Below are 24,828 nucleotides of genomic sequence, written 5' to 3'. Positions count from 1 at the left end.
TGCACGTTCACTTGGTCTTTGTCACCAAGTACAGGCGGAACGCGCTCACCGACGCCGTGCTGACCCGCACTGAAGAGATCATGCGGGAGGTCTGCGCCGACTTCGAGGCCGAGATGAAGCAGTTCAACGGCGAACAGGACCACGTCCACCTGCTCGTGCACTACCCCGCCCAAGGTCCAGCTCTCCAAGCTGGTCAACTCCCTCAAGGGCGTCAGCTCCCGCAGACTCCGCCTGGGGGCACCTCCCGGCCGAAGGCTGGGGGAGAGTACGACAGCCACGTCCGCCGGTACCTGTGGGGCGGACACTTCTGGTCCGGCTCCTACTTCGCCGGATCATGCGGCGGCGCACCGCTCACCGTCGTCCGCCAGTACATCGAAAACCAGCGGCGCCCCGTCTGACCGTCACCACGAAGGCGCAGAGAACTCCGGCGCTTCGCGCCTCCGGCCCAAGGACGCGCCTCACCTCCGCCCTGGACGGAGCACTGCGCAAGACCAGAGGTAGACCAGGCTGCCGACGGACACGATGGAGAGCAGACCGCCCACATAGTCGATCCGGCCCATGCCGGCCGCCTTGGACGGCGGTACGAGGAGCAGCGCGCCGACGACCGCGAGGACCGCGATGGGGACGTTGACCAGGAAGGTGGAAGCCCAGGCGTGGTCCTCCAGGAGCCAGCCGGCGACCAGCGGACCGACCGCGATGGCGAGTCCGGAGGTGGCGGTCCAGGCCGTGATGGCACGGGCCCGCTCACCCTTGGGGAAGACCGCGACCAGCAGGGACAGCGTGGCCGGCATGACGACGGCGGCGCCCACCCCCATGACGGCACGGGCCGCGATGACCAGCCCCGTCTCCTCGACCAGGCTGCCCATCACCGAACCGCCCGCGAAGATCACCAGGCCGGCGATCAGGGCACCGCGGCGGCTGTACTTGTCGCCGATCGCGCCGAGCACCAGCATCAGCGCGGCCGGTCGCCGCGATCATCGTCCGCGGGCAGCGCGCGGGCGTCTTCCACACCGGCGTTCCGGCGGGGGTCCTCGGGGCGGCCCTGGAGGCGCACCTGCTGGCGCTGCTGGGCTGCGCGCGGTCGGGAACCTGGGAGGACGACGGCACGGGTGCGGCCGTGGCCGCGCTGGTCGTGGCGGGAGTGGGAAGCGGGGCAGCGGCGGAGGCGGCGGGCGGCGGAGGACCCGCCGGGGTGACGAGGCCGGGGCGCGGCCGCTGACGGACTCGGCGGGGACGGACTCGGCGGGCACGGCCGGTGACCTACACACCCGGGACGAACTCCGCGGGCACGGCCGGTGACCTACACACCCGGGACCGACTCCCCCGGGACCGACTCCGCCGGCACGGGTGCCGGGCCGGCCTCCGTGACCACCGTGCGTGCCCGGCGCTGGGGCACGCCGGCCGCGATGAGCGTGGCGACGGCGGCGCGGGTGCCGTCGTCCTCCAGGGCCCCGGTGTTGACCTGCTCCAGGAGGGCGACGGTCATCGCCTCCAGTCCGGCGCTCAGCACGGCCGGCGGCAGATGCCCGGGGAAGACGCCGTCCCGCCGGCCGCGCTCCAGGATGGCGGTGACCTCGGCACGGGCCGGGGCCAGGATCTCGGCGACGCGCTCCACGCCCAGGTCGTGCCGGGCCAGCGCGAGGAGCATCCGGTAGCGGTCGCCCACGGGCCACATCAGCAGCACGAAGTGCGCGAGCGCCCGGTCGGCCGGTTCGCCGGGCCCCACCCGCTCCGCCCCGGCCGCCATCGCGCCGCGCAGCACCTCGGACGCCTCCTCGGCGAGGACCTCAAGCAGCGCCGCGCGTCCCGGGAAGTGGCCGAAGAGCGTACGCCGTACGACACCGGCGGCGCGGGCGAGCTCCTCCAGGGTGGTGTCCGGGTTCCGCCCCAGCTCCCGGCGGGCCGTGGCCAGGAGGCGCGCCCGGTTGGACCGCGCGTTGCGTCGCTGCGGCTCACGGGCGACGGGCTTGGACACGGCAACCTCGGGGCGGCGTTGCGGGGGCGGTGGGACGGCGGGAGTGACGAAGATTCCATTCTGGCACGTGGCGTACTCGGGAGCGTGGCCGCCGATCGTCAGCGCTCCTCGGCCGGCCCCGCGCTGTCACCGGAGGGCGTCTCGGCCTTCACGTAGAGGATGTCGCGGGCCTGCTCGGCGGCGCGGGCGATGCCCTCGGAGACGAAGTCGAGGAACCGGGCGACGTTCTCCAGGCGGACCCCGGCGGGAGTGCCGGGGCCGAGGACGCCGACGCCCTGCCGCGCGGTCTCGACGAGTTGGACGGTACCGCGGGCGCTGGCCATCATCGACTGGTACCAGATGTCGTCGTCGACGACGTAGCGCTCGCGGCGGCGTTCGTCGCGCTCCCGGCGGACGAGGCTCTGGCTCTCGAGGAACGCCACGGCCTTGGACACCGACGCCGGGCTGACCTGGAGGCGCTCGACGAGTTCGGCGGCGGTGAGACTGCCCGAGTCGGTGGTGGTCAGGCAGACCAGTACCCGGGACATCATCTTGGCCAGACCGGACTGCATGAGGACGGTGGTGAAGACCTCCTCGAACTCCCGCAGCGCCTCGGCGTCCCGCCCGCCGGCCGCCGACGTCGCCTCGACGGCCCGGGGCGCGGCCTGCCTGCGGCGGTGGGCGCGGCGTTCGGTGGCACGGTGGGCGAGGTCGGCGCGGTAGGCGGTGGGGCCGCCGTTGCGCATGACCTCGCGCGTGACGGTCGAGGTCGGGCGGTCGAGCCGTCTGGCGATCTCCGCGTAGGCGAGGCCGTCGGCCACCCCCAGCGCGATCTGCTGACGTTCCTCCTGGGTGAGTCTGCCTCCCGGCATCGCGGCCTCCCTTGTGTTCCGTGGCGCGGTCGGAAGTATAGCGTTCGCGGTCATTCCATTGCAACGGAACACTAGCGAACGTTGCATTATCCATCATCCCATTGCAACACTTTTACTGCCTTGAGCTGCTAACTCTCTCATCGCATGCAACGAATGCATTGCACACTCCACGAACGCAACGTAGCGTTTCCATCAACAGAAACGACGAAGCCAAGGAGCGCAACGATGCAGACCTTCGACACCCCCGCCCCGGTCTCGGTCCTCCTCGACGTCCCCGCGGGCCGTATCCGCCTCATCGCCGCCGACCGGGTCGACACCGCGGTCGAGGTCCTGCCCGCGGACGCCTCGAAGGGCACCGACGTGCAGGCGGCGGAGCAGGCCACGGTGGCGTACGGCGACGGCGTGCTGCGGATCGCGGCCGCACCGGCGAAGAACCGGGTCCTCGGCAGCTCCGGCGCCATAGAGGTGACGGTCCAGCTGCCCGCCGGGTCCCGCGTCGAGGCGAAGGCGGCCGACGCCGAGTTCCGTGGCGTCGGGCGGCTCGGAGACGTCGACTTCGAGGGGGCGAAGGGCTCGGTCAAGCTCGACGAGGCCGCGAGCGCCCGCCTCATCCTCCTCGCCGGCGACGTCACGGTGGGCCGGCTGGGCGACGACGCGCGGCTCGGCACGCAGAAGGGCGACATCCGCGTCGCCGAGGCGCTGAGCGGCACGGTCGAGCTGAGCACCGAGTCCGGCGACGTGTCGATCGGCGCCGCCCGCGGAGTCTCCGCCTCCCTGGACGCCGGCACGTCCTACGGCCGGGTCCACAACGCCCTGAAGAACACCGGCGACAGCACCGCCCTGCACATCCGGGCGACCACGTCCTACGGGGACATCAGCGCACGTAGCCTGTGACGATGAGGTTGCGCGCGATCACACTGGACTGCCCTGATCCGTCGGCCCTGGCGGCCTTCTACCAGGAGGCCGCCGGCCTCGAACCCCACCCGGAGTCCAACGCCGAGTTCGCCGGACTCACCTGCGCGGACGGTCTCTTCATCGGCTTCCAGCGGGTCGACGGCCACCGGGCTCCGCGCTGGCCGGACCAGACCGTCCCCCAGCAGCTCCACCTCGACTTCGGGGTCGACGACCTGGACGAGGCGGAGGCCCGGTTGCTGGGGCTGGGGGCGGGCAGGCCGGACCACCAGCCGAACGAGGAGAGATGGCGGGTCCTCACCGATCCCGCCGGGCATCCGTTCTGCATCGTGAAGGGCTGAGCCCGGCCGCCGGCGGGTCGGGTTCCTCGCGCACGGCTTTCCCACCGCCCGGGACCGCGCTCCGGGGCGCGGGCGAACCGTTCCACTCCATGCGCGACCACGGCATGGCGAGGTGGTCCGGGGAGGCCACCGGACGGGGCGCCAACTCCTCGACGGAGGCGGCCTCGTGGTGGCGGGTGAACACGGTGTCGACGTACCGGTGACCGGTGTCGGCGGCGATGAACACGGTCGCTCTCCCGGGCTCGACGCGGCGTTCCCAGCGGGCGGCGAGGTAGGCGGCGCCGGTGGACAGGCCGGCGAAGACGGCGTGCCGGTGCAGCAGGTCGACGCTCCCCGCACGGGCTGCGTCGAAGGCGAGCCAGTGGACCGTGTCGTACAGGTCGTGGCGCACGTTGCCGAACGGTATGGAGCTGCCGATGCCGGCGATGATGATCTCCGGGTCCAGGACGTGCTCACTGCCGAAGGTGACGCTGCCGTAGGGCTGGACGCCGACGAGCCGCACACTGGACGAGCGTTTGCGCAGGTACTGGGCGAGCGCGCCGGTGGAGGCCCCGGAACCCACGCCGCCCACGAGGGTCAGCGCCCGCGTACCGGCCTCGGCGTGGATCCGTTCGGCGACGGCCTCGTAGCCGAGGTAGTGGATGTCGTCGTGGTACTGGCGCATCCAGTGGTACTCCGGGTGGTCGCGCAGGATCTCCCGGACCCGCGCGACCCGGCGGCTCTGGTCGAGCTTCAGGTTCGCGCTGGGCTCCATCTGCTCCAGACGCGCGCCCAGCACGGCGAGTTGGGTGCGCAGGGTGTGGTCGACGGTGGTGGAGCCGACGATGTGGCAGCGCATGCCGTAGCGGTGACAGGCCAGCGCGAGGGCGTAGGCGTAGATCCCGCTGGAGCTGTCCACGAGGGTGTCGCCGCGCCGTACCGCGCCGGTGTCGAGCAGATGGCGTACGGCGGCCAGGGCGGAGACGACCTTCATCGTCTCAAACCGCAGGCAGACGAGTCCGTCGTCGAGACGTATCAGGTCCGGTCGGCCGATGGCTTCCGAGATGTGCGCGTCCACGGGAGGAGTCCTCACTCGAGGTCGAGGGGCTTGTGGGACTTGTGAGGCTTGTAGGGCTTGCAGGCCCTGGAGGGCTTGCAGGCCCTGGAGGGCTTGCAGCGCTTGTCGGGCTCGGGTGAGTGGTGAAGACGCGGGTGGGGGTGACGCCCTCGCGTTCCAGATCCCGCGCGCAGCGGTGCAGCCGGGCGTTCAGGCCGGGGGCTCGGGGGTCGAAGAGGACGCCGGCCACGTTGCCGCTGTGGGCGATCTGCACGCCGACGGCGCCGACCCGGTCCGCGATGCGGGTGAGGACCGGGAACTCCGCGTGCGTGAGGCGGCGTTGACCGAGGCGGGCGCTGGCGGTGCTGACCCGTCCCAGCAGGGCGGAGTCGCCGTCGGTCACCGCTCGCCGCAGCATACGGCGCAGGTGCTCGTAGGTGTCGAGGTCGCGGGCGTCGTACGCGGGGGCGGGCAGGGCGAGGGTGTCCACGGGGGCGCCACCGCCCAGGGCACAGCCCAGCACGACGGCGGGCGGAAGTGCGGGGCCCAGGGCTTCGAGGGTGCGGCCCTCGCGCTGCGCGAAGAGCAGCGGCGGGCCCGGGGCGAGCATCAGCGGATCGCTGGCACCCTCGGCCCGGACCGCCAGCCCGGCGATCGTCCGGGGCGGCAGCCGTACGCCCCACGCGTCGGCGACCGCACGCACGGTGGCGATGACGTCGCTCGTGGAGGAGCCCATGCCCAGCCCCACGGGGATGTCTCCGGTCAACGTCAGTACTCCGCCGCAGGGCGCCGCGGGCAGGCGTGCGGCGCACTCCCGGAGCGCGAGGACGGCCGCCGCCCGCGCCTTGGTACGTCCGGCGGGCGTCACGCGCACGTCGTCGGGCGGGGTGCCGGTCCGGCGCGTGAAGTGGGCAGTGCTGCCGGGCCCGTTCATCGGCAGGGTGACCAGCGCCTGGCAGCGGCGGCCGCGCCCGTCCAGGAAGACGCCTTGGAGGATCTCGCCGTGGTGACAGGCGGCGTGTCCGGTGCCGACGGCGTCGCGAGGGCCCGCGTCGCGTGGGCCCGCGTCGCGTGGGCCCGCGTCGCGTGGGCCCGCGTCGGTGGTGGCGCGTCGGGTGGTGGCGCGTCGGGTGGTGGTCTGCGGGGCGGTCGCCGTCATGCGCCGTCCGCCGCCCGGTAGCGGTACAGCGTCGTGGGCTCCGCGCTGAACTGGGAAAAGGGGAAGGGCTCCGCGGACAGGGCGGTCACCCCCGCGCCGAGGAACGCGCGGGCCACGGCGCTGCCGGTCTGCGCGTAGACCACGAGGGGCACGTCCCGTTCGCGGCAGCGTTCCAGGACGGTGTCGAAGGTGCCGTTGCTGAGGGTCATGCCGGTGGCGATCACGGCCTCGGCGGTGTCGAGGACCTCGTGCATGTCGTCGGTGACCCGGTCGCCCCACTGGGTGGTGCGGAGGTTGAAGTCGCAGAGCAGGGGGGTGCCGCCGCGCTCGCGGATGGCGGCGACGAGCGGATTGACGACGCCTATCAGCCCGACCCGCGCACCGGGGCGGGTGTCCAGCAGTCCGGCGATGGCCGCGTCCCGGGCCCGCGCCCGGACCTCGGGCGTCCCGGCGGGCAGGACGACCGGTTCGGCCCCGGCGGCCCCCCGGTGCGGGCCGGCTTCGGAGAGGTAGGCGTCGAGTGCGGCGATCCGCAGCGGGCGGGGCGCCTCGCGCAGGAGCGAGTCGAGGGGGGAACCGGAGGCGTCACGGCACAGGGAGGGGTCGACCTCGCCGGCCTCGAAGGCACACCCCCCGAAGGAGCCGCCGACGCGGACGAGGACGTACTGGTTGAGATACGTGGTGTCGCCGCCGGCCAGCCGCGTGCCGTGGTGGATCCAGAACACGCTGGTGGCCACGAGCCCGGCGGGACGCGGGCCGAGTTCGCCCGCCAGGACGGCGGCCAGGAGGTCCTCGGTGTTCTTCATGCCTGCCCTCCGGCGCCGGGGATGTCACGGGTGATGCGGAACAGGAAGGTCAGTACGCCGTCCCCCCAGTCGTGGAAGTACTCCGTCTCCGGGTGGAACCCGTGGTCCAGGGCGTGCTGGACGATGCCGCGCAGATCCGCGGTGTTGGAGGCGATGACGAAGATCTCGCCGCCGGGGGCGAGCAGGTGCTTCTCCGCGACCTGGGCGAAGAACTTCGCCAGCAGCGGCGCGCCCACGCAGACGTTGCGTACGACGTCGGGGTCGTCGCTGACGGTCCGGCTGACGGCGGGCGGGTTGAAGGTGATGACGTCCAGTCCGAGGCCCCCCGGTACGCCGTCGAAGATGTCGCCGACCACCGGCAGGAAGGCGGTGTCCGGGCACTCACCGACGATGCGCGCGTAGTGGCGAGTGGCGGCGGCGACGCTCTCGGGATGCACGTCGATCGCGTGGATCTCGCGGGCACCGCGGTGGGCGGCGGCCACCGCCTCGACACCGAGGCCCACACCCATGGCGGCGTAGCGGCGGTGCCGTGTCTCGATGCGGCCGTCGAGCAGCCGCTCGTGGATCAGGCGGCTGGTCCAGCCGGGTATGAAGACACCGGGCGGGACGTCGAACGTCCAGCCGTTCCACTCGTAGGCACGGGTGGTGTGCAGGTCGCCCTTCGGCTGGTTGAGGGCGATGATCCGGTCGCCGGCCAAGGGCGGGGGCAGCTGGTCCAGGAGGGCGGGTCCGGTTGCGGTCAGGTCCACATGGGCTCCTCGGGCTCGCGGGAACGGTGTTCTGGGCAGGGGGTCGGGACGTGTCCGTCGGGAGCCCGTGCCGAGCACCCCGGCAGGGCCGACAGGGACTCTAACGGAAATGATTGTCATTACGATAGCCTGCCTGAGCGACGCCCCGGCCGTCCGCCGTCGCGGGTCCGCCCCACCGCCCGACTCAACTCCGCCCCACCACCCAACTCCCCCGCACCGCCCGTACCTTCACCCCACCAGGACTGGAGCGCTCCATCGTGCCGACCTCACCCGCACCGACCACGTCCGCCGGGGCCGGGTCCGGAGGGCAACGGTCCATCCTGCTCGACGTCGCGTTCCTCCGACTCTGGACGGGCGCCACCGCATCGGGCCTGGCCACCTGGGCCCTGCCGTTCGTGCTCGGACTGGCGGTACTCGACCGCACCCTCGGCGCCACCGACCTCGGTCTGCTGCTCGCGGCCCGCACCGTGGGGTTCCTCGCCGCGGTGCCCGTGGCCGGGGTGTTGGCCGACCGGCACTCCCGTCGGAGCGTCGTCCTGTGGGCGGGGCTCGCCTCCGGGGCGGCGGCCCCCGTGCTGGCCGCCGGGCTGGACCGCTCGGTGCTGCTGATGGCCGCCGCGGCCGCGGTCGCCGGAGCCGGGCAGGGTGCCTGCCGGCCCGCCTACCAGGCCCTGACCGCCGAGGTGGTGGACGCCGACCGCAGGCAGCAGGCGAACGCCGCCATGACCCTCGCGGTACGCGTCACCACACTCGTGGGCCCCTCGCTGGCCGCCCTGCTCGCCGTGTTCCTCGACACCGGGACGCTCCTGATGGCCATCGGAGTGCTGTGGCTGGTCGCCGCGTGCGTACCCGGCCGCGGCGCGCGACCCGACACCCCCGACACCACTGACGGCACGCGGAAGGAGCCGGCCGCCCCGGGCACCGTCCCGCGCACCGCCCCGGGCACGTCGTTCCTCGCGGACTTCGTGGACGGCGTCCGGGAGGCTCGCAGGCACCCCTGGTTCATCGCGGGCCTGGGCGCGCTGACGGCCGTCATAGCCACCGGCTACTCGGCGACCGGTGTGGCGCTGCCCCTGGTCAGCAGGGACGAGTACGGCACCGAGGTCGTCCTCGCGGGCGCGATGACCGCCTACACCGCCGGAGCACTGGCCGGTGCGCTGCTCATCGCCCGCTGGCGCCCCCGCTCCCCCGGCCGGGCCGCCCTGGCAGGCCTCGCCGCCTACGGATTCGCGCCCCTCAGCCTCGTGTTCCCCGTGCACCCCACCGTGGTGATGGCCGCCTACGCCGTCGCGGGCATCGGCATCGAGCTGTTCAACGTGCCGTGGTTCACCGCCGCCCAACGCGAGGTGGCGCCGGACAAGCTGGCCCGGGTCTCCTCCCTGGACTTCCTGCTCTCCTACGGCCTGGCCCCGCTCGGACTCGCCCTGATCGCCCCCGCCATCGACGCCTTCGGCGCCAGGCCGGTCCTGGTCGTCTGCGCGGTCACCTGCTTCGCGGCACCCGCCGCGGCCGCCCTGGTCCCGTCCTCCCGCGGCTTCTCCCGCCGCCCGGAGTCAGGGCACGCCGAACCACGGATGACCGGAGCCGGTCGCTGAATGCGCCGGCCTGAAGCCATGCACGCACCCGCTCATGTCAACCGATCCCTTGAGACGCCGGGACCCCGCGAAACCCCACGGCCCGGCAAGACCCCAGGGCCCAGCAACACCCCAGGGCCGGGCGAGACCCCAGTCCCCCGCGAAGCCCCGGAATCCTCCCAAGTCGCCCCCGCCCGCGCACGCCTGGGCCGCGACTCCGAGGAGGTACGCGCCCTGCTCGACCGCGACGGGGCGGTGATCCTCGCCGGTCACGAGAACACGTCCGACGCCCTGGTGGTCGCCGCGGCCCAGGTAGTCGGCGACCGTCTGCCCGAGCTGTATCCGCACCGGGTACGCACCTCACGGGACGGTGACCCCGTCCATCTGCAGGCCGACAGCTGCGACGTGGTGGTCGACATCGGCGGGGTCCACCGGCGCCGGCGCGACCCCGCCGAGGACCACGTCCTCATCCAGTGCGCCCGCCCGGCCCCCGAGGGCGGCGACTCCTTCGCGCTGGACGCCTACGGCTTCGTCGGCGGCCTGGCCTCGGCCGACCCCGCCCTGCACGACTTCCTCACCGGCACCGACGTGGACCTGTACGGGGCGTGGGCGGGACTGCGCGGCCTGCCCGCCCTTCCGCGCGGGACGACACGTCGAGTGCACCCGCACGGGCCGACGCATCGTCCGCCGCACCGACGGCGCGGTCCCCCTCCACCGCGACCCGGACACCGAGCACATCCACGACCAACTGACCCGCTTCCGCGAGGCCGCCCTGGACGCCGAAGCCTCCCTGCCACGCTTCCGGCTGAACGAGGGCGACATCCTGGTCCTCGACAACTACCGCTGCCGGCACGGCCGGGAGGCCCACGGGGCGAGCGCACCGTACGCATCCTGACGCTGCGCAGCGCGGACGCACGCTGAAGGACGGCCGGGCACCAGCAGCAGTCCGTGCGTGGAAATCGTGAAGAGTTCGCGCACGGCCCTCGGGAGTCGGTCGCGGCACCGGAACACTCGGAGGCTCACTCGGCGCTTCCGAACACGTCGGGCGCCGCGATGCGATGGGAGACGGATCCACGATGTTGACTCTGGTACGGAGCAGAGTTCGGACGGCCGCGCTCGCACTCTCGGCCGTCGCGTCCCTCGCCCTCGGCACGACCACCACGACCGGCGCGGCAGCGGCCCCTGCTCCCGCACCCGCACCCGCACCCGCACCCGCACCCGCCAAGCAGGGACCGACCTCGGTGGCCTACATCGAGGTGAACAACAACAGCATGCTCAACGCCGGCAAGTACACACTCGCCGACGGCGGCGGCAACGCCTTCGACGTCGCCGTCATCTTCGCGGCCAACATCAACTACGACACCAACACCAAGAAGGCGTACCTGCACTTCAACGAGAACGTGCAACGCGTCCTCGACAACGCCGCCACGGAGATACGGCCGTTGCAGCAGAAGGGCATCAAGGTCGTCCTCTCGGTGCTGGGCAACCACCAGGGCGCGGGGTTCGCCAACTTCACGTCCCAGCAGGCGGCTTCGGCCTTCGCGAAGGAGATGTCGGACGCCGTGGCCCAGTACGGCCTCGACGGCATCGACTTCGACGACGAATACGCCGAGTACGGCAAGAACGGCACCGCCCAGCCCAACGACAGCTCGTTCGTGCACCTGGTGACGGCACTGCGCGCGAACATGCCGGACAAGGTCATCAGCCTCTACAACATCGGCCCGGCCGCAACGCGCCTGTCGTACGACGGCGTCGACATCTCCTCGAAGTTCGACTACGCCTGGAACCCGTACTACGGCACCTGGCAGGCCCCCGGCATCGCCCTGCCCAAGTCGAAGCTGTCACCGGCGGCCGTCGAGATCGGCCGAACCTCCCAGAGCACGGTCACGAACCTCGCCCGCCGCACCGTCAGCGAGGGATACGGCGTCTACTTGACGTACAACCTCGACGGCGCCGACCGCAGCGCCGACGTCTCGGCGTTCACCAGGGAGCTGTACGGCAGTGACGCCGTCTACACGCCGTAGGCCATCCGCAAGCCAAGCCGGGAGGCCTCCCGACAACGATGTCCGACCCCCAGTGGTCTCAGGTGGGCGTCGCGAAGACCCGCTCGGCCCACACCGTCTTGCCCGGCCCTCCGGACCGCGGATGCCAGCCCCAGCGGGTGGCGAGCGCCGCGACGAGAAGCAGCCCTCGGCCGGTTTCGTCCTCGCCGCCCGGAGCGCGTACGTCCTCCGGGTCCGGCGGCGTACGTTCGGTACGGGTGTCGGTGACCTCGATCCGGACCGTGCGAGAGGGCTCGATCACGTGCAGGTGCAGGTGGAAGTCGCGGCTGGGGACGTGGCCGTGTTGTACGGCGTTGGCGGTCAGCTCCCCGAGTACCAGCACGATTTCCTCGTGCGGGCCGGTGCCGTACGGGATGCCCCAGGTGTCCAGTCGGTGCGCGGCCAGTCGGCGGGCGAGACGGGCGCCGCGTGGGGTGGAGGTGAACCGCATCGCGAAGGAGTGGCCCAAGTTGGCGCTGACACAGGCGGATTGGGAGGTGCCGATGGGGCTGGGGAGTTGACTCGTCATGCCGACAACGGTGCTACCAGTCGCGTAGCGTGACCAGTGGTGACGCACCGACGCGACCCGATGTACGCGCCGTGGTGACACGGGTACGAGGTGGGCGGCGTGACGACTCCCACCGGGACGGCGTTGGGGCAGGGAGGCGATGTCGGTGGCAATGAGCGAGGTTGCGGGCGAGAAGGCCGGGACCGTGGTGGCGGACGACGCGGGGCAGGGTCCCTCGGGGTTCGTCCTCATGGCGGTCGGCTGCCTGCTGTGCGCCCGGCTGGACGTCACCGACCCGCGGCTCGGCGCGTTCGTGGCTCCCGCCCTGCTGATCGGCGTCGGGTTCGCCCTGACCGTCAGCTCCGTCACGGCCGTGGCGCTGGGCAGCGTGCCCCCGCGCCTGGCGGGCATGGCCAGCGCCACCACCAACATGCTGCGCGACCTCGGGTTCGCCCTCGGTCCGGTCGTCGTCGGCGCGGTCGCCCTCAGCGGCGCGGGGTCGGCGTTCGCGACGAACCTCTCCGGCACGGTCCTGCCGGCCGCTGAGGCCGCGGCAGCACGGGAGATCGCCGCGACAGGCGGCCCCCTCGCCGTGAACAGCCTGCCGCCGGGCGCTCCGGGGTCCGCGGCCCACAGCCTGGCCCTGGACGCCCTGGGCAGCGGCTTCAGCACCGCGTTCCTGGTGTGCGCCGCGGCGGCCGCCGTCGCCGCGGCACTCACCGCCTTCGGCATGATCGGCCTCCACACCGGCGATCCCGCCAGAGACGGGGTGCCCTCGCCCGTGTCGCCCGGCCACAGCGGCCGGGCGGAACCTGCTGCCGGCGCCGCGCGCCCATGACCCCCGCGCCCGCCGGACACCCGGCGGGCGGACCTTCTCGTCCGTCGCTGCCGCTGGGAAGCCCGGCCTGCGCGTCCGCTCAGCCACTTCTGTCGGCATACGCAACCGCAGCCGCGCCGGCACAGCGTCGTGCCGACCGGCGCTCGTCCTGGAGCGTCCGACCTGCAGTGACGGCTCGTCAGAACGAGTGTCGAAACGACGGACAGCCACCCGTGGCGACGGCATCGGAACTCCCCCGGGGAAACTGCAGGTCAGAGCCCCTTTGTAGCGGGCTCCAAAATGGCCACGCACTCCACGTGCGACGTCATCGGAAAGATGTCGGCCTGAGTAAGACGTGGAAAAGACCAGGTCAGAGGAGCTTTCTCAGCTCGCCGAGCAGCGTGAGGGCGCCCAGAGCGTCAAATGAGCGCACGGCTGGTCGGCCCAGCTTCCTCAACCAGTCGCTTCGGTCAGGTCCGCCAACAGGACGCCAGCCACCAGTTCCTCGACCACGGCGGTACCGTGTTCGGCCATGGCACGGGTCAGCTCTGGGTCCCAGGGAGCCTCGGTGAGTCGGCCGGGCTCAGGTCCGTGCGGTGCGCGGGCGACCGCGGCCCGGTAGTCCGCCGCCGTCATGCGCCAGGGCCGAGCCGGCGTCTTGTCCAGAAGATAGGCGGCGATGCGGATGCCTTCGCCATCGAAGTCGCCGTGGTAGCGGAGGATGGCACCTCGATCCGCGAGAAGGCGGAGGAGGTGGATGGCCGCACTGTTGGGCCAGCCGGATGTGCACACCAGCGGAGGACAGTCCGGGCCGAAGCGACGTACGGCCAGAGCCAGAATGCTGGGGTTCTCCACGGCGTGGACGACGGGTGCCGGATCGGAGGCGAGGGTGAACTCGCCCGGGGCCCGCAGCTGGGCGAGGGTCAGACTGGCGGCCTGACCAACCTCGGCACAAACACGGGCAACGCGGGCGAGCGGTCCTTCACCGGCCGGGCGTAGTCCACCGACGAGAACGGTGGCCGACAGGTCGTCGTCGGCGACGCCCGCGCGAGTCCACAGGGCGCGCCGGTCCGCCGCGGACTCCGGCGCGGCGGTGTCGTGAAGAGTCGCCAGAGCACGAAGGACGAGTGTGGACAGGCGGGTACCGTCGTCGAGTGCGTGGGAGTCACCCTTCAGGACCCGGGCAGCGAAGACGGGCAGGGGCTCGGCCTGGGCCGGGAGTTCCGCGAGCACTGTCAACGCGTCTGCGAGCAGGTTTCGGGTCAGTTCCGGTGAGCCACCGACCAGGCCGGTGGCTCGGCACGACGCGGTCCAGCCGGCAAGCGCGGGCTGGGCCCGCACGGTCGCATGGCCGTCCAACCATGCCCACAGCTCGGCACGTTCGTCTTCCTTTCGGCGTCGTTCTGTCGCGCGATCGTCGAGGGGGCCTACGAGTTCGGTGACGGTTTCACGAACCGAGAAGCCGGACAGCTCGGTGACGGCCTCTTCCAGGCGGGCCAGTGAGACGGAGGGGTGCGGATCCGGCAGGCGGTCCAGACCCAGAAGGTCGGCGAGAGCCTCGCGCTGAGCTTCGTCAAGCGGTCCGAGGCGCACCCGTGTGACGGGGCGGCCGGAGGACAGTCGGCTGTGGACCGTGTGCCAGAGCGGGCGGAGCTCGGGACGGCGCAGGGTGCGTTCACCCGGGGCCGGTTCGGTGTGGGTCATCCCGCCTCCAAATCGGTGCCGTTCCAGACGAAGCGAGCGCTGGTGACAGCGTCATCGTCCCCGTCGGTGAGGAGTTGGTGGACAGCGATGCCAGGTAGTTCGCCATAGGTGCACCACTCGTGGTCGGAGGTGACCATGAGATCAAGGTCGAGTGCGGTGAGCAGGGCGAAGACCTGTCCGCGGTTGACCGCGTCCACGCCGACGAAGACCTCGTCGAGCAGGATGGGGCGGGGTGCCAGCGGCACGGCCTCGTAGTGGGCGGCAACGGCCGCAAACAGTGGCAGGTGCAGGGCGATGGCCTTCTCTCCGCCGGAGAGTGCGCCGTGCAGCTTCTTGGTCAGCGGCTGCCAGCCGGTCCCGTTCGCCCGATCGAGGCGAACGGTGAAGCGGTGCCAGGCGGTGTAGTCGAGCACCTCGCCGAGCTGCTCCTCCCAGCTCGCGGCCGTGTCGCTGCCCTTGGCCTCCTCGATACGAGCGCGGAAGAAATCGTGCAGAGCTTCCCGGTCGGTCTCGTTGACCCGGCCGGGGTCCTTCAGCAGCAACTGACGGGCGGTGCGGGTACCCTCCGGGAGGTCCGGACGGACGTCCCAGACAAGCTGGACGGCGACGTTGGAGGCGGTACGAACCCGCTCCAGATGCCCATTCATACGGTGGACGAGTTCGCCGGCCTGGCGGATGCGGGCGGCGAGGTGACGGCGGATGTCGCCGGTGAGGATCTGGTCGAAGAGGATCCGCTCGGCAGTGGTGATGTCGTCACTACTGCGGTCGCGCTCCTGGGTGAGCGTGGTGAGCAAGCCCGTCGCCCCCACCCGCATGCCGTCCAGGGTGGCGGTGAACAGCTGGATGTCGTCGTCGGGCTCCAGATCCAGGTCGGCACGGGCACCGAGGCGCTGGCGGGCTTCGTGGACCGCTTCGGAAAGGCGGGTCGCGGCATCGCCCAGGTTGCGTGGGGCGTGCGGGATGCCGGGCCACTTCGCCGCTGTGGCACGGGCGGCCTCCAGAGTGGCCTTCGCGCCGTCTCCGGCGTCGAGTTCCGGTGTGATACCCGCATCCTCCGCGAGCCCCACCAGACACAGATGCCGGAACCGGTGCGCCGCACGGTCCCGGGCGGTGACGGCTCGCTCCCGTCGTTCGGCATCCTGACCACTGGTTGCTCGCAGACCTCCGATACGGCCTTCCAGGCGCAGGAGGAGATCGGCCGCTTGGCCGGCCTCCTCACGACAGCGCCGCAGTTCGGCGCGCGCCTCGGCGACGCGCCCGACGATCTGCCGGTAGTCCTCGCCAACGGTGGCCTCCACCGCCTCCAGGCGCGCCTTCGTTCCCGCCGCCTCGGCTTCGGCGGCAGCGGCGTTCTCGGACTGCTCCTCGGCTGCTCGGCGCGAGCGCTCTGCCTGCGCGGTGATCTGACGTGCCCTGTCGGCGGCGGCGGTCGCGGTGAGACGGGCGTCCACCCAACTGTCGGCGGTGTCCCTGAAGCTGTCGATGTCGGAGGAGAGCTCATGCAACCGGTCGCGATCAGTGGTCAGTCCATGTTCAGCCGCCCGACGGCTGAGCGTGCGCAGAGCGCCTGCCACCTTGGTCTCGCACCGGGCCAGATGGACAGCCGCGTCGCGCACGGCATCGTCCCGGGCAGCCACCTTCTCCTCGGCTCGGTCCCAGTCACGCCGACGGGCGTCGAGTTCCCAGTGGTCGGGTCGAGCCGCGCGGTCTGCATCCAGCCGGGCGCGGCGAGCGCTGAGGCCGCCCAGTTGGTCGTCGAGCACGGCGAGGGAGGCGTTCGTCTCGCTGATGCGCTCGGTCAGTTCACCGATCCTGCGCTGCCGGGCCTGTTGCCGCGCGAGGGCACCGATGTAAGCGGGTTCCGGCTTGCTCCACGTTCCGGTGGCGAGCGCGAGACGCCAGGCACCGTCGGCGGAGACGGCCGCGGGGTGACCGCCCGGCAGTGAAGTGCCGTACGCGACACCGGCGAGGATGCGGGTCACGGTGTCGGCCGGGACGGGGATGTCCTCCTCGGGTTTCAGCACCTCCAGCAGACTGGCCCCCAAGACGGTCACGGCCAGGGCGGCCTCGGCTCGGGTGTCGTGCCCCGGCAGGGCGATCCCGTCGTAGGGGCTGACCCAGGCATCCAGGAGACCCGATGCCTCCAGTGCCGCCTCCACCGCGGCCTGCACAGGGAGCGGAACACCTTCGTGGAAGGCGACCAGTCGCCACAGGGGTGCGCCCGCCGTCGCAGTGCGGACGGTGGTGCGGGTGGGAGGGGTCAAAGGCGGCAGTTCGGTCTCGTCGCTCAGCCGTCGAACTTCCTCCTCAAGTCGGCTCCGCTCGTCCCGCAGCTTCAGACGTGCCGCTCGCGCGGTGGCCTCCGCTGTGGCGATCTCTTGTTCCAGCGGGCGTGCGGCGGCGTCGACCAACGCCGTCACCTCGGCCTCGGTCGCGGCTCTGGCCGCCAGTTCCCCGGCGTCGGCAATGCGCAGTTCCGCGCAGTCGCCGGCCCAGGCGAGCAGCCGTTCCGCCTGTACGGCAAGGGCACCGTCCCAGGCTTCGGACGCCTCGTCCCGCCGCGCGATCGCCTCCGCGAGCCGGCTACGGGCGTCCTCCAGCAGACTCTCGGCGGCGCCCCGGTCGCGTACCGCGCGGTCGTGCTCGTCCATCGCTTCGGTGATGAGGGCGACCTGCTGGCGTCGGGCGGTGACCGCACCTCGAAGCAGCCTGCGGGCCTGTCGTGCCCCATTCTCGCCCGCCGTGTGTGTACCGGCCGAACCCAAGGGCCTACGGCCACCGGCTTCGTGCCCCGGGCTGTCTGCGAGGTTTCGTACGGAATCCGTGTCGAGAAGCGTCTTCACCTCATGATGGATCGACTCCGTACCCGCCGCCCGGGCCGACCGGCGTGCTTCCTCGGCGGCTTCGCGCGCGTGCTCGTCGAAGGTGCGGGCCTGAGCCGCCGCCTCGTCGGCGTAGCTCTGGTCCTGCTCCGCGCTGATCTGAGTGGCCTGCGCAGTGGCACGCTGTTGCCCGGCGACGGCTGCCGCTTCTTCCGTACGCCGGCGGAGCCGGTCGAGTTCCTCGCCCTGCTTGTACGCGTCGCTCTCTCGCAGCCCCTCGACGGTCTCCTCCAGGGCGTGCGCGCGCAGTTCCTGTTCCTCGCGCCGGGCCTGAGCGGACTCCCGTTCTGTCAAAGCCTGTTCGAGTTCCTCGGCGCTCTGGCGGGCGGCGCGGGTGAGGTCGTCCATCTCCGTGGTCGCCGAGATCAGCGCGGCCGAGCCGGCACGCAGGACACGTCGTGCGTAGGCGCGCTGCCGGGATGCGACGGTCTCTGCCGCTGTCACCTCGTCGTCGAGCCGTTTGAGGTGTTCGCGCTGGCGGTCCAGCCGCTCGAAGCCTTCGGCGAGTTCGGAGATCTCGCTTTCGCCCAATGGGGGAAGGGCGCGGGACAACAGGGTGGAGAGCAGGGACGGATCGAGCCGTTCGGACAGTTTGGGCTGGCGCAACTGGAGCAGGGCGGACAACAGCGACTCATAACGCTGCTCCCCCATGCCGACGAACAACTCACGTCGTACGGCCGTGCGGTAGTCGGTGGCCGAGGCATGGACGTCGCCGCGGTCGCGCACGGCCTCGCCCAGAGCTGCGCGTGTCAGCGGCTGTCCCGCCTCGTTGACGAGGAGGACGCCGGCGGGGTGGGCGATCCTGGAGCCGGTGGTGAAGTAGTCAGCGTGGACCCCGCTGGTGTGCACGCTCGCCTGCAGACGCGCACCACAGCCGAACCACCGCTCGGCGCCATCGTCGCCGACGCGACGGAACTCCATCCACACATACCCGACACGGGTCTTGCCGACGGCGCCTTCGCCAAGCAGGTTCCAGTGCATGGTGCGTTCCGAACCACCGAACGTCGACAGGCGGTTGGGACGCAGGCTGGCGTCGAAGAGGAAGGGCAGTAGAAGCTCAAGCGCCTTGGACTTGCCCGAACCGTTCTGGCCGCGGAGCAGCAGGCGGCCCTGATGGAAGGTGAAGGTCTCGTCGTAGTAGCGCCAGACGTTGAGGATGCCCGCGCGGTGCGGCTGCCAGCGGCTGCGGGCCGCATCTACCGACGTCGCCGGTGTCGCAGGCGACTCAGCAGACTCCGGACTCCGCGGAACCGGAAGCTCTGTCACACTCACTGCTGGTCCCCTTCTGCCGCAACGCCACCGGAAACCACGGCGCCTACCCTCTCGCGCTCGCTCACGTCCCACCCCGGGCCGAGCTTGTCATCCGGATCCGGACTCGTCGTCTCCGTCAAGCGATAGCGGTACGCGGCCGGGCATGCGACGACACGCCCCCCGGCCGCGCGGACGAGCCCGACATCACGCAGGACGCGTACCGCGTCGTCGGAAAGCCGGACCGCGCCGTCCTCGGACTGATACGCCTTGGCCCAGCGCGGGAAACGCCGCAGCAGACCCGCTCCAGCCTCGGCAAGCTGTTCGGGCAGCATTCCGGCGGGCGTGGCGCAGAGCGGCTCCAGAAGGAGCAGTGCGGCAACCCTGGCAGTGGAAGTGTCGTCGGGGAAGCGGACATCGGTGGCGATCCCATCCGGGTCCACGAGCAGGAAGCCCTCCGCACGTTCCTCCAAGAGGAAGCCGGCCTGTTCGACCGATCGACGCAGGATCTGACGTCCAGTCAGAGACGAGATGTAGGCGAGCTCGTCCTCGGCGAGGTCGGCCCGGTGCAGCACGGGGTCGTCGAAGAGGCGACGCAACACCGAGTGGCGCAGCCTCAGATTGCGTTGTGCATCAGTGGCGGCGCTCTCGCTGTGCGTCTCGTCGGCTGTCCCGTCGACGATTGCGCCGCCGTAGCGGCGCTCCCGCACCAGGCCGGTGAGGAGTTCCTCGAACCGCGCAGGCACCTCGTCCGGGGGCACGGCGAGTCGGGAGGCGCCGACCGGCGCGGCGGGCAACCGCATCAGCAGGGTGGTGTCCACGCGGTAAAGGACCTTGGCTTCCGCGGACTCGACGTACGCCTCGGTCGTACCATCCACCGCGCGCAGCACGTCGTACGACTCCAGCAACTTCAGGACATCGACGAATGCCATCCGCTCCGGCTTGCGGACCGGGTCGAACGCGGCCAGTGCCCGGTCGGCCGCCGTGGCCTGGACGACGCGGTCGGCGAGCATGCCAATAGTTGTCATCGGCATCGACAGCAACTCGGCCGCGGTCACGCACAGCAGCACGTATCGCAGACGGTCGAACGGGGCCCTGCCGGAACGCGCTCTACGAGCCGGGCGGGAGCCGTCCGGGTTGGCGCGCACCTTGGTGAGGCGGGCGTAACCTCGGCGGGGCTCCACCACCAGGCTCCAGCCGCAGGTGTAGTCGAACCACTGGGCAAGCGACTCGCGACGGCGTCGTACCAGTTCGAAGCCAGTCGGGTCGGCGGTCTCGGTAAGCAGGGGGCGGGCCAGGAGGAGACGGACGGCGCGGGCGACCTCTTCCCGTTCCGCGGCGGCCAGCTGGTTGGCGAGGGTGCTCATCCTGCGGCCTCCTGCGGCGTGGCGCGGAGGGCCGAGGAGACGCTCGCTCCACCCGCCGCTGTGATGTGGACGACGTAGTCCGGTCCGGTCAGTGAGCCCTTCGCGGTGTGCAGTACGGCGGTGCGCTCATCGGAAGGCGGTGCCAGGGCGATCTCCACCCGGCCGTCTCCCGTCGTGGCGCGCCTCAAGCCGCTCGCGTCCGGCCGGGCGGCCAGGGCACGGCCGAACAGGTCGAGCAAACGGTCGAAGACAGCGGGGACCAACGTGCCGAAGGTGGACAGGCGAACAGGTCCCTCTGTCTCCAGCACCTGCCAGGCGAGTGCGAGTTCCGCTCGCTCCGCGCGAGCCCGCTCGGCACGCTCCGCCCTGACAGCCGCAACGTCCCGCACCTTGGCCGTGCGAGTGAACCGCTCCGTCCGTCCACTGGTCCGCAGCAGCGCCGACACCTCCACCGGTGGGGCCTCGGACCAGGAATGGGACGACGGGATCAGCTCGGGGTCGGAGTGGGCGAGATGAGCATGGCGGGCCGAACCGAGCCCGAAGGCCGCCGACCACAGCCGGTGCAGGTCCTCTTCCGCGGGGGCCGCCGCGAACCAGCGTGCTAGTTCCCGAAAGTCCTGCACGGCGCTGGAGGAGCGGCGCCTCGACTCATTGATCCGCTCCAGAACCTGCAGGAGCGAGACGATGGCCCGCCGGGCTATGTCGTGCAGCTGCTCGATCCGAGGTCGGGCACCGTCGTCCGCCAGGAACCACGCCCGCAGGCCCGCCCAGCGCGCCCGCCTGCTCTCCAGCCAGCCGGCCGCGGGGTCCTCCCCGGCCACCGGCGGGAGCTCTGCCCCGCGCAGGGCCCGCTCGCGCAGTACGGCGGTCCCCCGTTCCTCCACCCGAGCCACGGCAGCGGCGACCGCCTGACCGCGCCGGTCGAGGTTGACCAGGAACTCCTGCAGATACGCGACCGTGGCAGCCTTGACCTCGCGGAACACCTCCAGATCCGCGCCCTCGGCGCGCAAGAGGCGCTGCAGTTCGCCGTTGAACGCCTTGGTGTTCTCCACCAGAGCGTCCAGATGCCCCTCCAGCTCCCGCAGCGTGCTGAAGATCCGTCGATCAGCCGACGCGGGTTCACCGGAGAGCATGCACAGCTCGTCGAGCCGGTCGGCGATCGCCTCCAACACGGCCGTCTGCAGCGCGCCCGTGGAGGCGAGAACCTCAAGCGCGTGCCGCACTCCGGCAAGAGCGGCCTCGCCCCGGCGGGTCAGCGAATATTGCAGGTTGCGCCGTTCATATTCCTCGGCCGTGCGGTAGTTCTCCGCGTGGTTGTGCACCACATCCAGGAGCTCCCACTGCACGAGTCTCCTGAGCGCCTCATGCAAATCCTCATTCTCAACTGCCGCCACCCAGCCGACCCCGCGCAGCCGCTCTCGCACCGCGTCGAGCCCGAGCGCCGTCTCCAGGTGCTCGCCGGCCATGCCGAAGACGTCCAGCACTGCCCCGTACAGATCGGACCTCTCCACCGTCGTGAACCGGAACATGTCCGGTGGCACCCTGCGCACGCCAGTCGCCCTTCCTCCGCTGCCTCGGCGGCATCCGGATCTCCACCGTAGAGGGCGGCGCTGACATTCAGGGGCGAGTCACGGAACAGCGGGTTCAACCGGCGAGAATCGGGCGGTCTCATGGCCGATGCCCTTTCAGGCTCGACGGCGAAGGCGGTCCGCTCCTCGTCTCCGTGCAGGAGCAGGGTCCAGTCCGTGAGCAGACGCGTCACCGTCCTCAAGAGCTCTACGGATCTTGTCGCTTTCTACGGGACGACTGCGTGGAGCCGGAATTCCTGCTCCTCCGTGGCCGCGTGCGAGTGCCGGCCGGAGAACTCCTTTCTGCGGTGAGTGGCCTTACGGCGTGCGGCTCGCGCGCCTCGATTCCCTCGGTCCCGGGGATGAGGTCGGTCTGTAGCGGTGTGGGCGCGGAACGACGGGCAATCAGGTCGAGCAATCCCACACACATCGCAAAACCGCAGGTCAGGCACCCTTCGCCAGCGGCTCCAGGATCGCCACGCACTCCACATGATGAGTCATCGGAAAGAGGTGCAGCCACTCGTTCACAAGGGAACATGCAGGTCAGAAGGCACTTCCCCTCTAGGCAAGCAGACCCCCGTGCGTCATATGTGCGTCACCCTCATCTCTCACGCGTCAGGGAGGGTTCACCACAGCCTGACCGACCAGCGGGGCTCACAACCCCCTGCAGCAGCATGAGGCCCTGCTGATTCGGGAGCGAACCAGCAGGGCTGACGAGGTATTGGCGGCTTGCGATCACTGGGCCCCAGCCGCGGCCAGGGCCGCGTCGGTAGGCACTACGAGCGGCGACTCGAGTCGGGTCCACGCGCCGAGAACCGCCTCGTGCGCATCAGGCGCGAGGTGAGCATATCGCTGGGTGGTCTGGTAGCTCTCGTGCCCCAGTAGATGCTGCACCTCATACAGGGACACGCCCTTTTGTACCAGCCACGAAGCGCACGTGTGACGCATGGAGTGCGGCGGATACTCGGGCACAGATCGCCGCCTGCCGACTTCATCGAGAGAGTAGGACGCGCGTACGGCGGGCCACCACGTCTGGCGCCGCCAATTTCCGTCGTCGAGCAATCGGCCGGCTCGCCCCTTGGTGACGGTGGTGAAGACAACATCGCCACGATCCTTCCCATGCATGTGGCGCGACAAGGCATCAAGCACGTGGTCTGGCAAGGGAACTTCTCGACGACTCTTTGCAGTCTTGGGATGCTCCTTTATGCCCGATTTCGTGTTCACCTCAACGACGAATAGTCGCGACCTCAACCAGTCGATCCTCTTCCCGTGGAGCCCAGACAGCTCCCCCCACCGGAGACCGGTATAGAAGCCCAGCAGGGCCATTGTCTTCCACGGTTGCGGTAGCTCATCGAGGATCGCTTGGGCTTGGTTGAGCGTGAACCACTCCGGAGGTTTTATAACTTCCGGCGGCAAGTCGATGCGCCGGCACGGCGTAACTGCAATGAGGTCTTCATCGACTGCAGCCTGCATCAGAGAGTGCACTAGGTTATACGAGCGACGGATCGCTGATGCACCCTTCTTCTCAAGGATCAGCTTGCGAACCCACGCTTGCACGTCGATTCGGCCTATCGCCCGCATCTCCCACTCCGCCCAATACGGCATGACATGGTTGCGTATGGATGAAGCGTCTCCGCGCAGCGTATGCGGCTCGACAACACGCGCATCCCACCAGCGATCATGCCATTCGCGGAATTTTATTTTCCCGCCACGCGGATCTCGGTGTACACCTCGCCGATACTGAGCTTCTCGCCCAGCCCCCCATTCCCGCGCTTGATCCTTAAGCGCAAAAGTCTCAGTGTCCCGGTTGCCCGCCGGCGTCCTTACGGTCGCTTGCCACTTCCCCGACGGAAGTTTACGCAGGTATGCCATTTTCCCTTTCTCAACTCACCTAACACGTGGACGCATTGGGCTTACGGCCCTAGTGGCGGAGGAGGCGGGAGAGCAAGTGCGTCGCTCGACGAGAGCCTTCACGTCGCTTCCGGGAACTCGCACGCGAGAGCGCTCCGTACCCGTACGCAGATCGATGGCTGAAAGCTCCCCCAGAGCTATGTACCGATAGACCGAACGTCGACTTACGTCCAATATCTCCGCAACGCTCTGTATCGATAGCAATTTGTCACACACGGGAGTTCTCCGATGGTTAGGGCAGGACAACGGCCAGCCCGCACGCGATCCACCGCCAAGCAGTCGGTGCGGACGCACTAAACCATCCGGAGAATCCCCGGTTTCGGTAACCGGGGATCGTAGCCTATATTCCGCCCCGCAATCGAGGGTTACGATGTCAGTCGGTGGGACCTGAGCGCGGGGATGCTTCCTCTTCGGGCCAGGACCACAAGCCCATCCTCGGTGAGTCGGCTGAGATTACGGGCCACGACGCACCACCACGTCTTGGCGATGCCGCACTGCACCGGGCCCCCGTCGAAAGGGTCGGCGGCGCAGACGCAGAGGGCTGTGCAGACGGCGGCGTAGTCGGCTTTCGTCTGGCAGGTCCGTGCGTTCCTGGCGCCGAGCGCCAGGAGGATCGGAGCGGTGACGCTGGCCGATTGAAGTGCTGCTTTCGGCAGGGGGCCTCCTTGCTAGGAACCATGGCGCGTGACGGGAGACGGGTGCCAGCGCGGCACGCTGGCACCCGCACCGCTGAAAGCCTCTCTGAGCTGGTGTTTTCCGGAGAGGTTGTACATTGACATGGTCTCCGGGAGTGGTTCCAGCCCCCAGGGGCTCTTTCTCGTCTGCCGTGGGCGAATCCGCCCTCGGGCCTGCAGTGGTGAGGCCCCGCCCGGCCATCTGGGCGGGAGGAGAGGCCGGAAGTACGACGGCATCGCGGGCATCGTCCGGGCGAGGACCACGCCGATCACGACTTCGGTCCCCCGCTCATGAGGTCCGGGCAGGTCCTTCGCGCACGAGACTGCGAGGGCGGCTCAGCCGCCGACCGGGGCCGCATCGAGTTCCCGGATCCAGGCGCTGTTGCCGCCGACGGTGTCCAGGGAGAACCGAGCTACCGGTCAGCGGTGGTCGTGATCTGCGAGAAGTGCGCTACGACGCCGGGATGTGCTTGGCGGAGGAGCGCGGACACCTCGGCGGTCTGGGGCCATGGCCATGCTGGATGAGCGGGTAGCGATCATCGTGCGGCTTGGCAGGGCAAGGTCGGTCACTTTGGCCTCGCGAGCGGTCCGGCCCGGTAGGGCCGAGGGGGGGCCGGTGGGGGCGCCGCGGGGGGCGGGGGGGGGGGGGCCGTGTGGGAAAAAAAAAAACAAACACACCCAACAAGAATTAAAAAAAGGTTGGG

20 protein-coding genes and 1 pseudogene are annotated in these 24,828 nt (G+C 70.6%); 7 read left to right on the top strand and 14 right to left on the bottom strand.

Annotation, left to right across the window (positions count from 1 at the left end; all coding sequences use genetic code 11):
- Positions 1-11 precede the first annotated feature (11 nt).
- Entirely contained in the window at positions 12-398 is a 387-nt protein-coding gene (gene tnpA / locus ACFWR9_RS14215; RefSeq protein WP_383840687.1) for an IS200/IS605 family transposase, read from the top strand.
- A gap of 99 nt (positions 399-497) precedes the next feature.
- On the opposite strand, the pseudogene ACFWR9_RS14210 reads toward tnpA, so the two are convergent.
- The 3 genes and pseudogenes from ACFWR9_RS14210 to ACFWR9_RS14200 all read right to left on the bottom strand — a co-directional run.
- Positions 498-962, bottom strand: a pseudogene (locus tag ACFWR9_RS14210) (MFS transporter); the annotation flags it as partial.
- 338 nt (positions 963-1,300) lie between these two features.
- Complete coding sequence (locus ACFWR9_RS14205) at positions 1,301-1,975, bottom strand: TetR/AcrR family transcriptional regulator (RefSeq protein WP_383840683.1); 675 nt, start codon at positions 1,973-1,975, stop codon at positions 1,301-1,303.
- A 98-nt stretch (positions 1,976-2,073) separates the two neighbouring features.
- Positions 2,074-2,826 carry a helix-turn-helix domain-containing protein gene (locus ACFWR9_RS14200; protein WP_383840680.1) on the bottom strand — a complete coding sequence of 251 codons (753 nt, stop codon included), beginning with the start codon at positions 2,824-2,826 and terminating at the stop codon, positions 2,074-2,076.
- A gap of 225 nt (positions 2,827-3,051) precedes the next feature.
- On the opposite strand from ACFWR9_RS14200, the gene ACFWR9_RS14195 reads away from it, so the two are divergent.
- Both ACFWR9_RS14195 and ACFWR9_RS14190 read left to right on the top strand, forming a co-directional pair.
- On the top strand, positions 3,052-3,720 hold the full coding sequence (locus ACFWR9_RS14195) for a DUF4097 family beta strand repeat-containing protein (RefSeq protein ID WP_383840677.1): 669 nt from the start codon (positions 3,052-3,054) through the stop codon (positions 3,718-3,720).
- Positions 3,721-3,722: 2 nt separating this feature from the next.
- The gene (locus tag ACFWR9_RS14190; RefSeq protein ID WP_383840674.1) at positions 3,723-4,079 is read left to right on the top strand and encodes a VOC family protein; all 357 of its coding nucleotides are present in this window, start codon (positions 3,723-3,725) and stop codon (positions 4,077-4,079) included.
- On the opposite strand, the gene ACFWR9_RS14185 is transcribed toward ACFWR9_RS14190, so the two are convergent.
- From ACFWR9_RS14185 to ACFWR9_RS14170, 4 genes are read right to left on the bottom strand one after another with little or no spacing between them, the layout of a single operon-like run.
- On the bottom strand, positions 4,036-5,136 hold the full coding sequence (locus ACFWR9_RS14185) for a pyridoxal-phosphate dependent enzyme (protein WP_383840671.1): 1,101 nt from the start codon (positions 5,134-5,136) through the stop codon (positions 4,036-4,038). The genes ACFWR9_RS14190 and ACFWR9_RS14185 overlap by 44 nt on opposite strands.
- On the bottom strand, positions 5,057-6,274 hold the full coding sequence (locus tag ACFWR9_RS14180; RefSeq protein WP_383840668.1) for a GHMP kinase: 1,218 nt from the start codon (positions 6,272-6,274) through the stop codon (positions 5,057-5,059). The genes ACFWR9_RS14185 and ACFWR9_RS14180 overlap by 80 nt, the downstream gene beginning before the upstream one ends.
- A complete protein-coding gene (locus ACFWR9_RS14175) occupies positions 6,271-7,080 on the bottom strand; it encodes a Rossmann-like domain-containing protein (protein WP_383840665.1) in 810 nt (269 codons plus the stop codon). Before ACFWR9_RS14175 ends, ACFWR9_RS14180 begins: the two co-directional genes overlap by 4 nt.
- Complete coding sequence (locus tag ACFWR9_RS14170; RefSeq protein ID WP_383840662.1) at positions 7,077-7,829, bottom strand: methyltransferase; 753 nt, start codon at positions 7,827-7,829, stop codon at positions 7,077-7,079. Before ACFWR9_RS14170 ends, ACFWR9_RS14175 begins: the two co-directional genes overlap by 4 nt.
- 257 nt (positions 7,830-8,086) lie before the next feature.
- Between ACFWR9_RS14170 and ACFWR9_RS14165 the strand changes: the two genes are divergently transcribed.
- From ACFWR9_RS14165 to ACFWR9_RS14155, 3 genes are all read left to right on the top strand, one after another.
- A complete protein-coding gene (locus ACFWR9_RS14165; RefSeq protein ID WP_383840659.1) occupies positions 8,087-9,424 on the top strand; it encodes an MFS transporter in 1,338 nt (445 codons plus the stop codon).
- Between the two features lie 234 nt (positions 9,425-9,658).
- The gene (locus ACFWR9_RS14160; RefSeq protein WP_383840655.1) at positions 9,659-10,324 is read left to right on the top strand and encodes a hypothetical protein; all 666 of its coding nucleotides are present in this window, start codon (positions 9,659-9,661) and stop codon (positions 10,322-10,324) included.
- Positions 10,325-10,479: 155 nt separating this feature from the next.
- Entirely contained in the window at positions 10,480-11,427 is a 948-nt protein-coding gene (locus ACFWR9_RS14155) for an endo-beta-N-acetylglucosaminidase H (protein ID WP_383840652.1), read from the top strand.
- Between the two features lie 58 nt (positions 11,428-11,485).
- Here ACFWR9_RS14155 and ACFWR9_RS14150 read toward each other — a convergent pair whose 3' ends face one another.
- On the bottom strand, positions 11,486-11,974 hold the full coding sequence (locus ACFWR9_RS14150) for an ATP-binding protein (RefSeq protein ID WP_383840649.1): 489 nt from the start codon (positions 11,972-11,974) through the stop codon (positions 11,486-11,488).
- A 151-nt stretch (positions 11,975-12,125) separates the two neighbouring features.
- Between ACFWR9_RS14150 and ACFWR9_RS14145 the strand changes: the two genes are divergently transcribed.
- The gene (locus tag ACFWR9_RS14145; protein ID WP_383840646.1) at positions 12,126-12,791 is read left to right on the top strand and encodes a hypothetical protein; all 666 of its coding nucleotides are present in this window, start codon (positions 12,126-12,128) and stop codon (positions 12,789-12,791) included.
- Between the two features lie 432 nt (positions 12,792-13,223).
- Here the strand turns inward: ACFWR9_RS14145 and ACFWR9_RS14140 are convergent, their stop codons facing one another.
- From ACFWR9_RS14140 to ACFWR9_RS14115, 6 genes are all read right to left on the bottom strand, one after another.
- Positions 13,224-14,474: a TIGR02679 family protein gene (locus tag ACFWR9_RS14140; protein WP_383840643.1), complete on the bottom strand. Its 1,251-nt coding sequence runs from the start codon at positions 14,472-14,474 to the stop codon at positions 13,224-13,226.
- Positions 14,471-18,628: a TIGR02680 family protein gene (locus ACFWR9_RS14135; protein ID WP_383840640.1), complete on the bottom strand. Its 4,158-nt coding sequence runs from the start codon at positions 18,626-18,628 to the stop codon at positions 14,471-14,473. The genes ACFWR9_RS14140 and ACFWR9_RS14135 overlap by 4 nt, the downstream gene beginning before the upstream one ends.
- Positions 18,625-19,971, bottom strand: coding sequence for a TIGR02678 family protein (locus ACFWR9_RS14130; protein WP_383840636.1), 1,347 nt, complete (start codon positions 19,969-19,971; stop codon positions 18,625-18,627). The genes ACFWR9_RS14135 and ACFWR9_RS14130 overlap by 4 nt, the downstream gene beginning before the upstream one ends.
- Positions 19,968-21,500: a TIGR02677 family protein gene (locus tag ACFWR9_RS14125; protein ID WP_383840633.1), complete on the bottom strand. Its 1,533-nt coding sequence runs from the start codon at positions 21,498-21,500 to the stop codon at positions 19,968-19,970. Before ACFWR9_RS14125 ends, ACFWR9_RS14130 begins: the two co-directional genes overlap by 4 nt.
- 774 nt (positions 21,501-22,274) lie before the next feature.
- Positions 22,275-23,240 carry a tyrosine-type recombinase/integrase gene (locus ACFWR9_RS14120; protein WP_383840720.1) on the bottom strand — a complete coding sequence of 322 codons (966 nt, stop codon included), beginning with the start codon at positions 23,238-23,240 and terminating at the stop codon, positions 22,275-22,277.
- A 186-nt stretch (positions 23,241-23,426) separates the two neighbouring features.
- On the bottom strand, positions 23,427-23,666 hold the full coding sequence (locus ACFWR9_RS14115) for a helix-turn-helix domain-containing protein (protein WP_383840630.1): 240 nt from the start codon (positions 23,664-23,666) through the stop codon (positions 23,427-23,429).
- Positions 23,667-24,828: the final 1,162 nt, after the last annotated feature.

The sequence above is a fragment of the Streptomyces sp. NPDC058534 genome (assembly GCF_042717365.1).
In the GTDB taxonomy this organism is placed as follows: Bacteria; Actinomycetota; Actinomycetes; order Streptomycetales; family Streptomycetaceae; genus Streptomyces.
The sequence above is the reverse complement of the archived record's forward strand: the minus strand, read 5'-3'. Positions and strand labels throughout refer to the sequence as shown.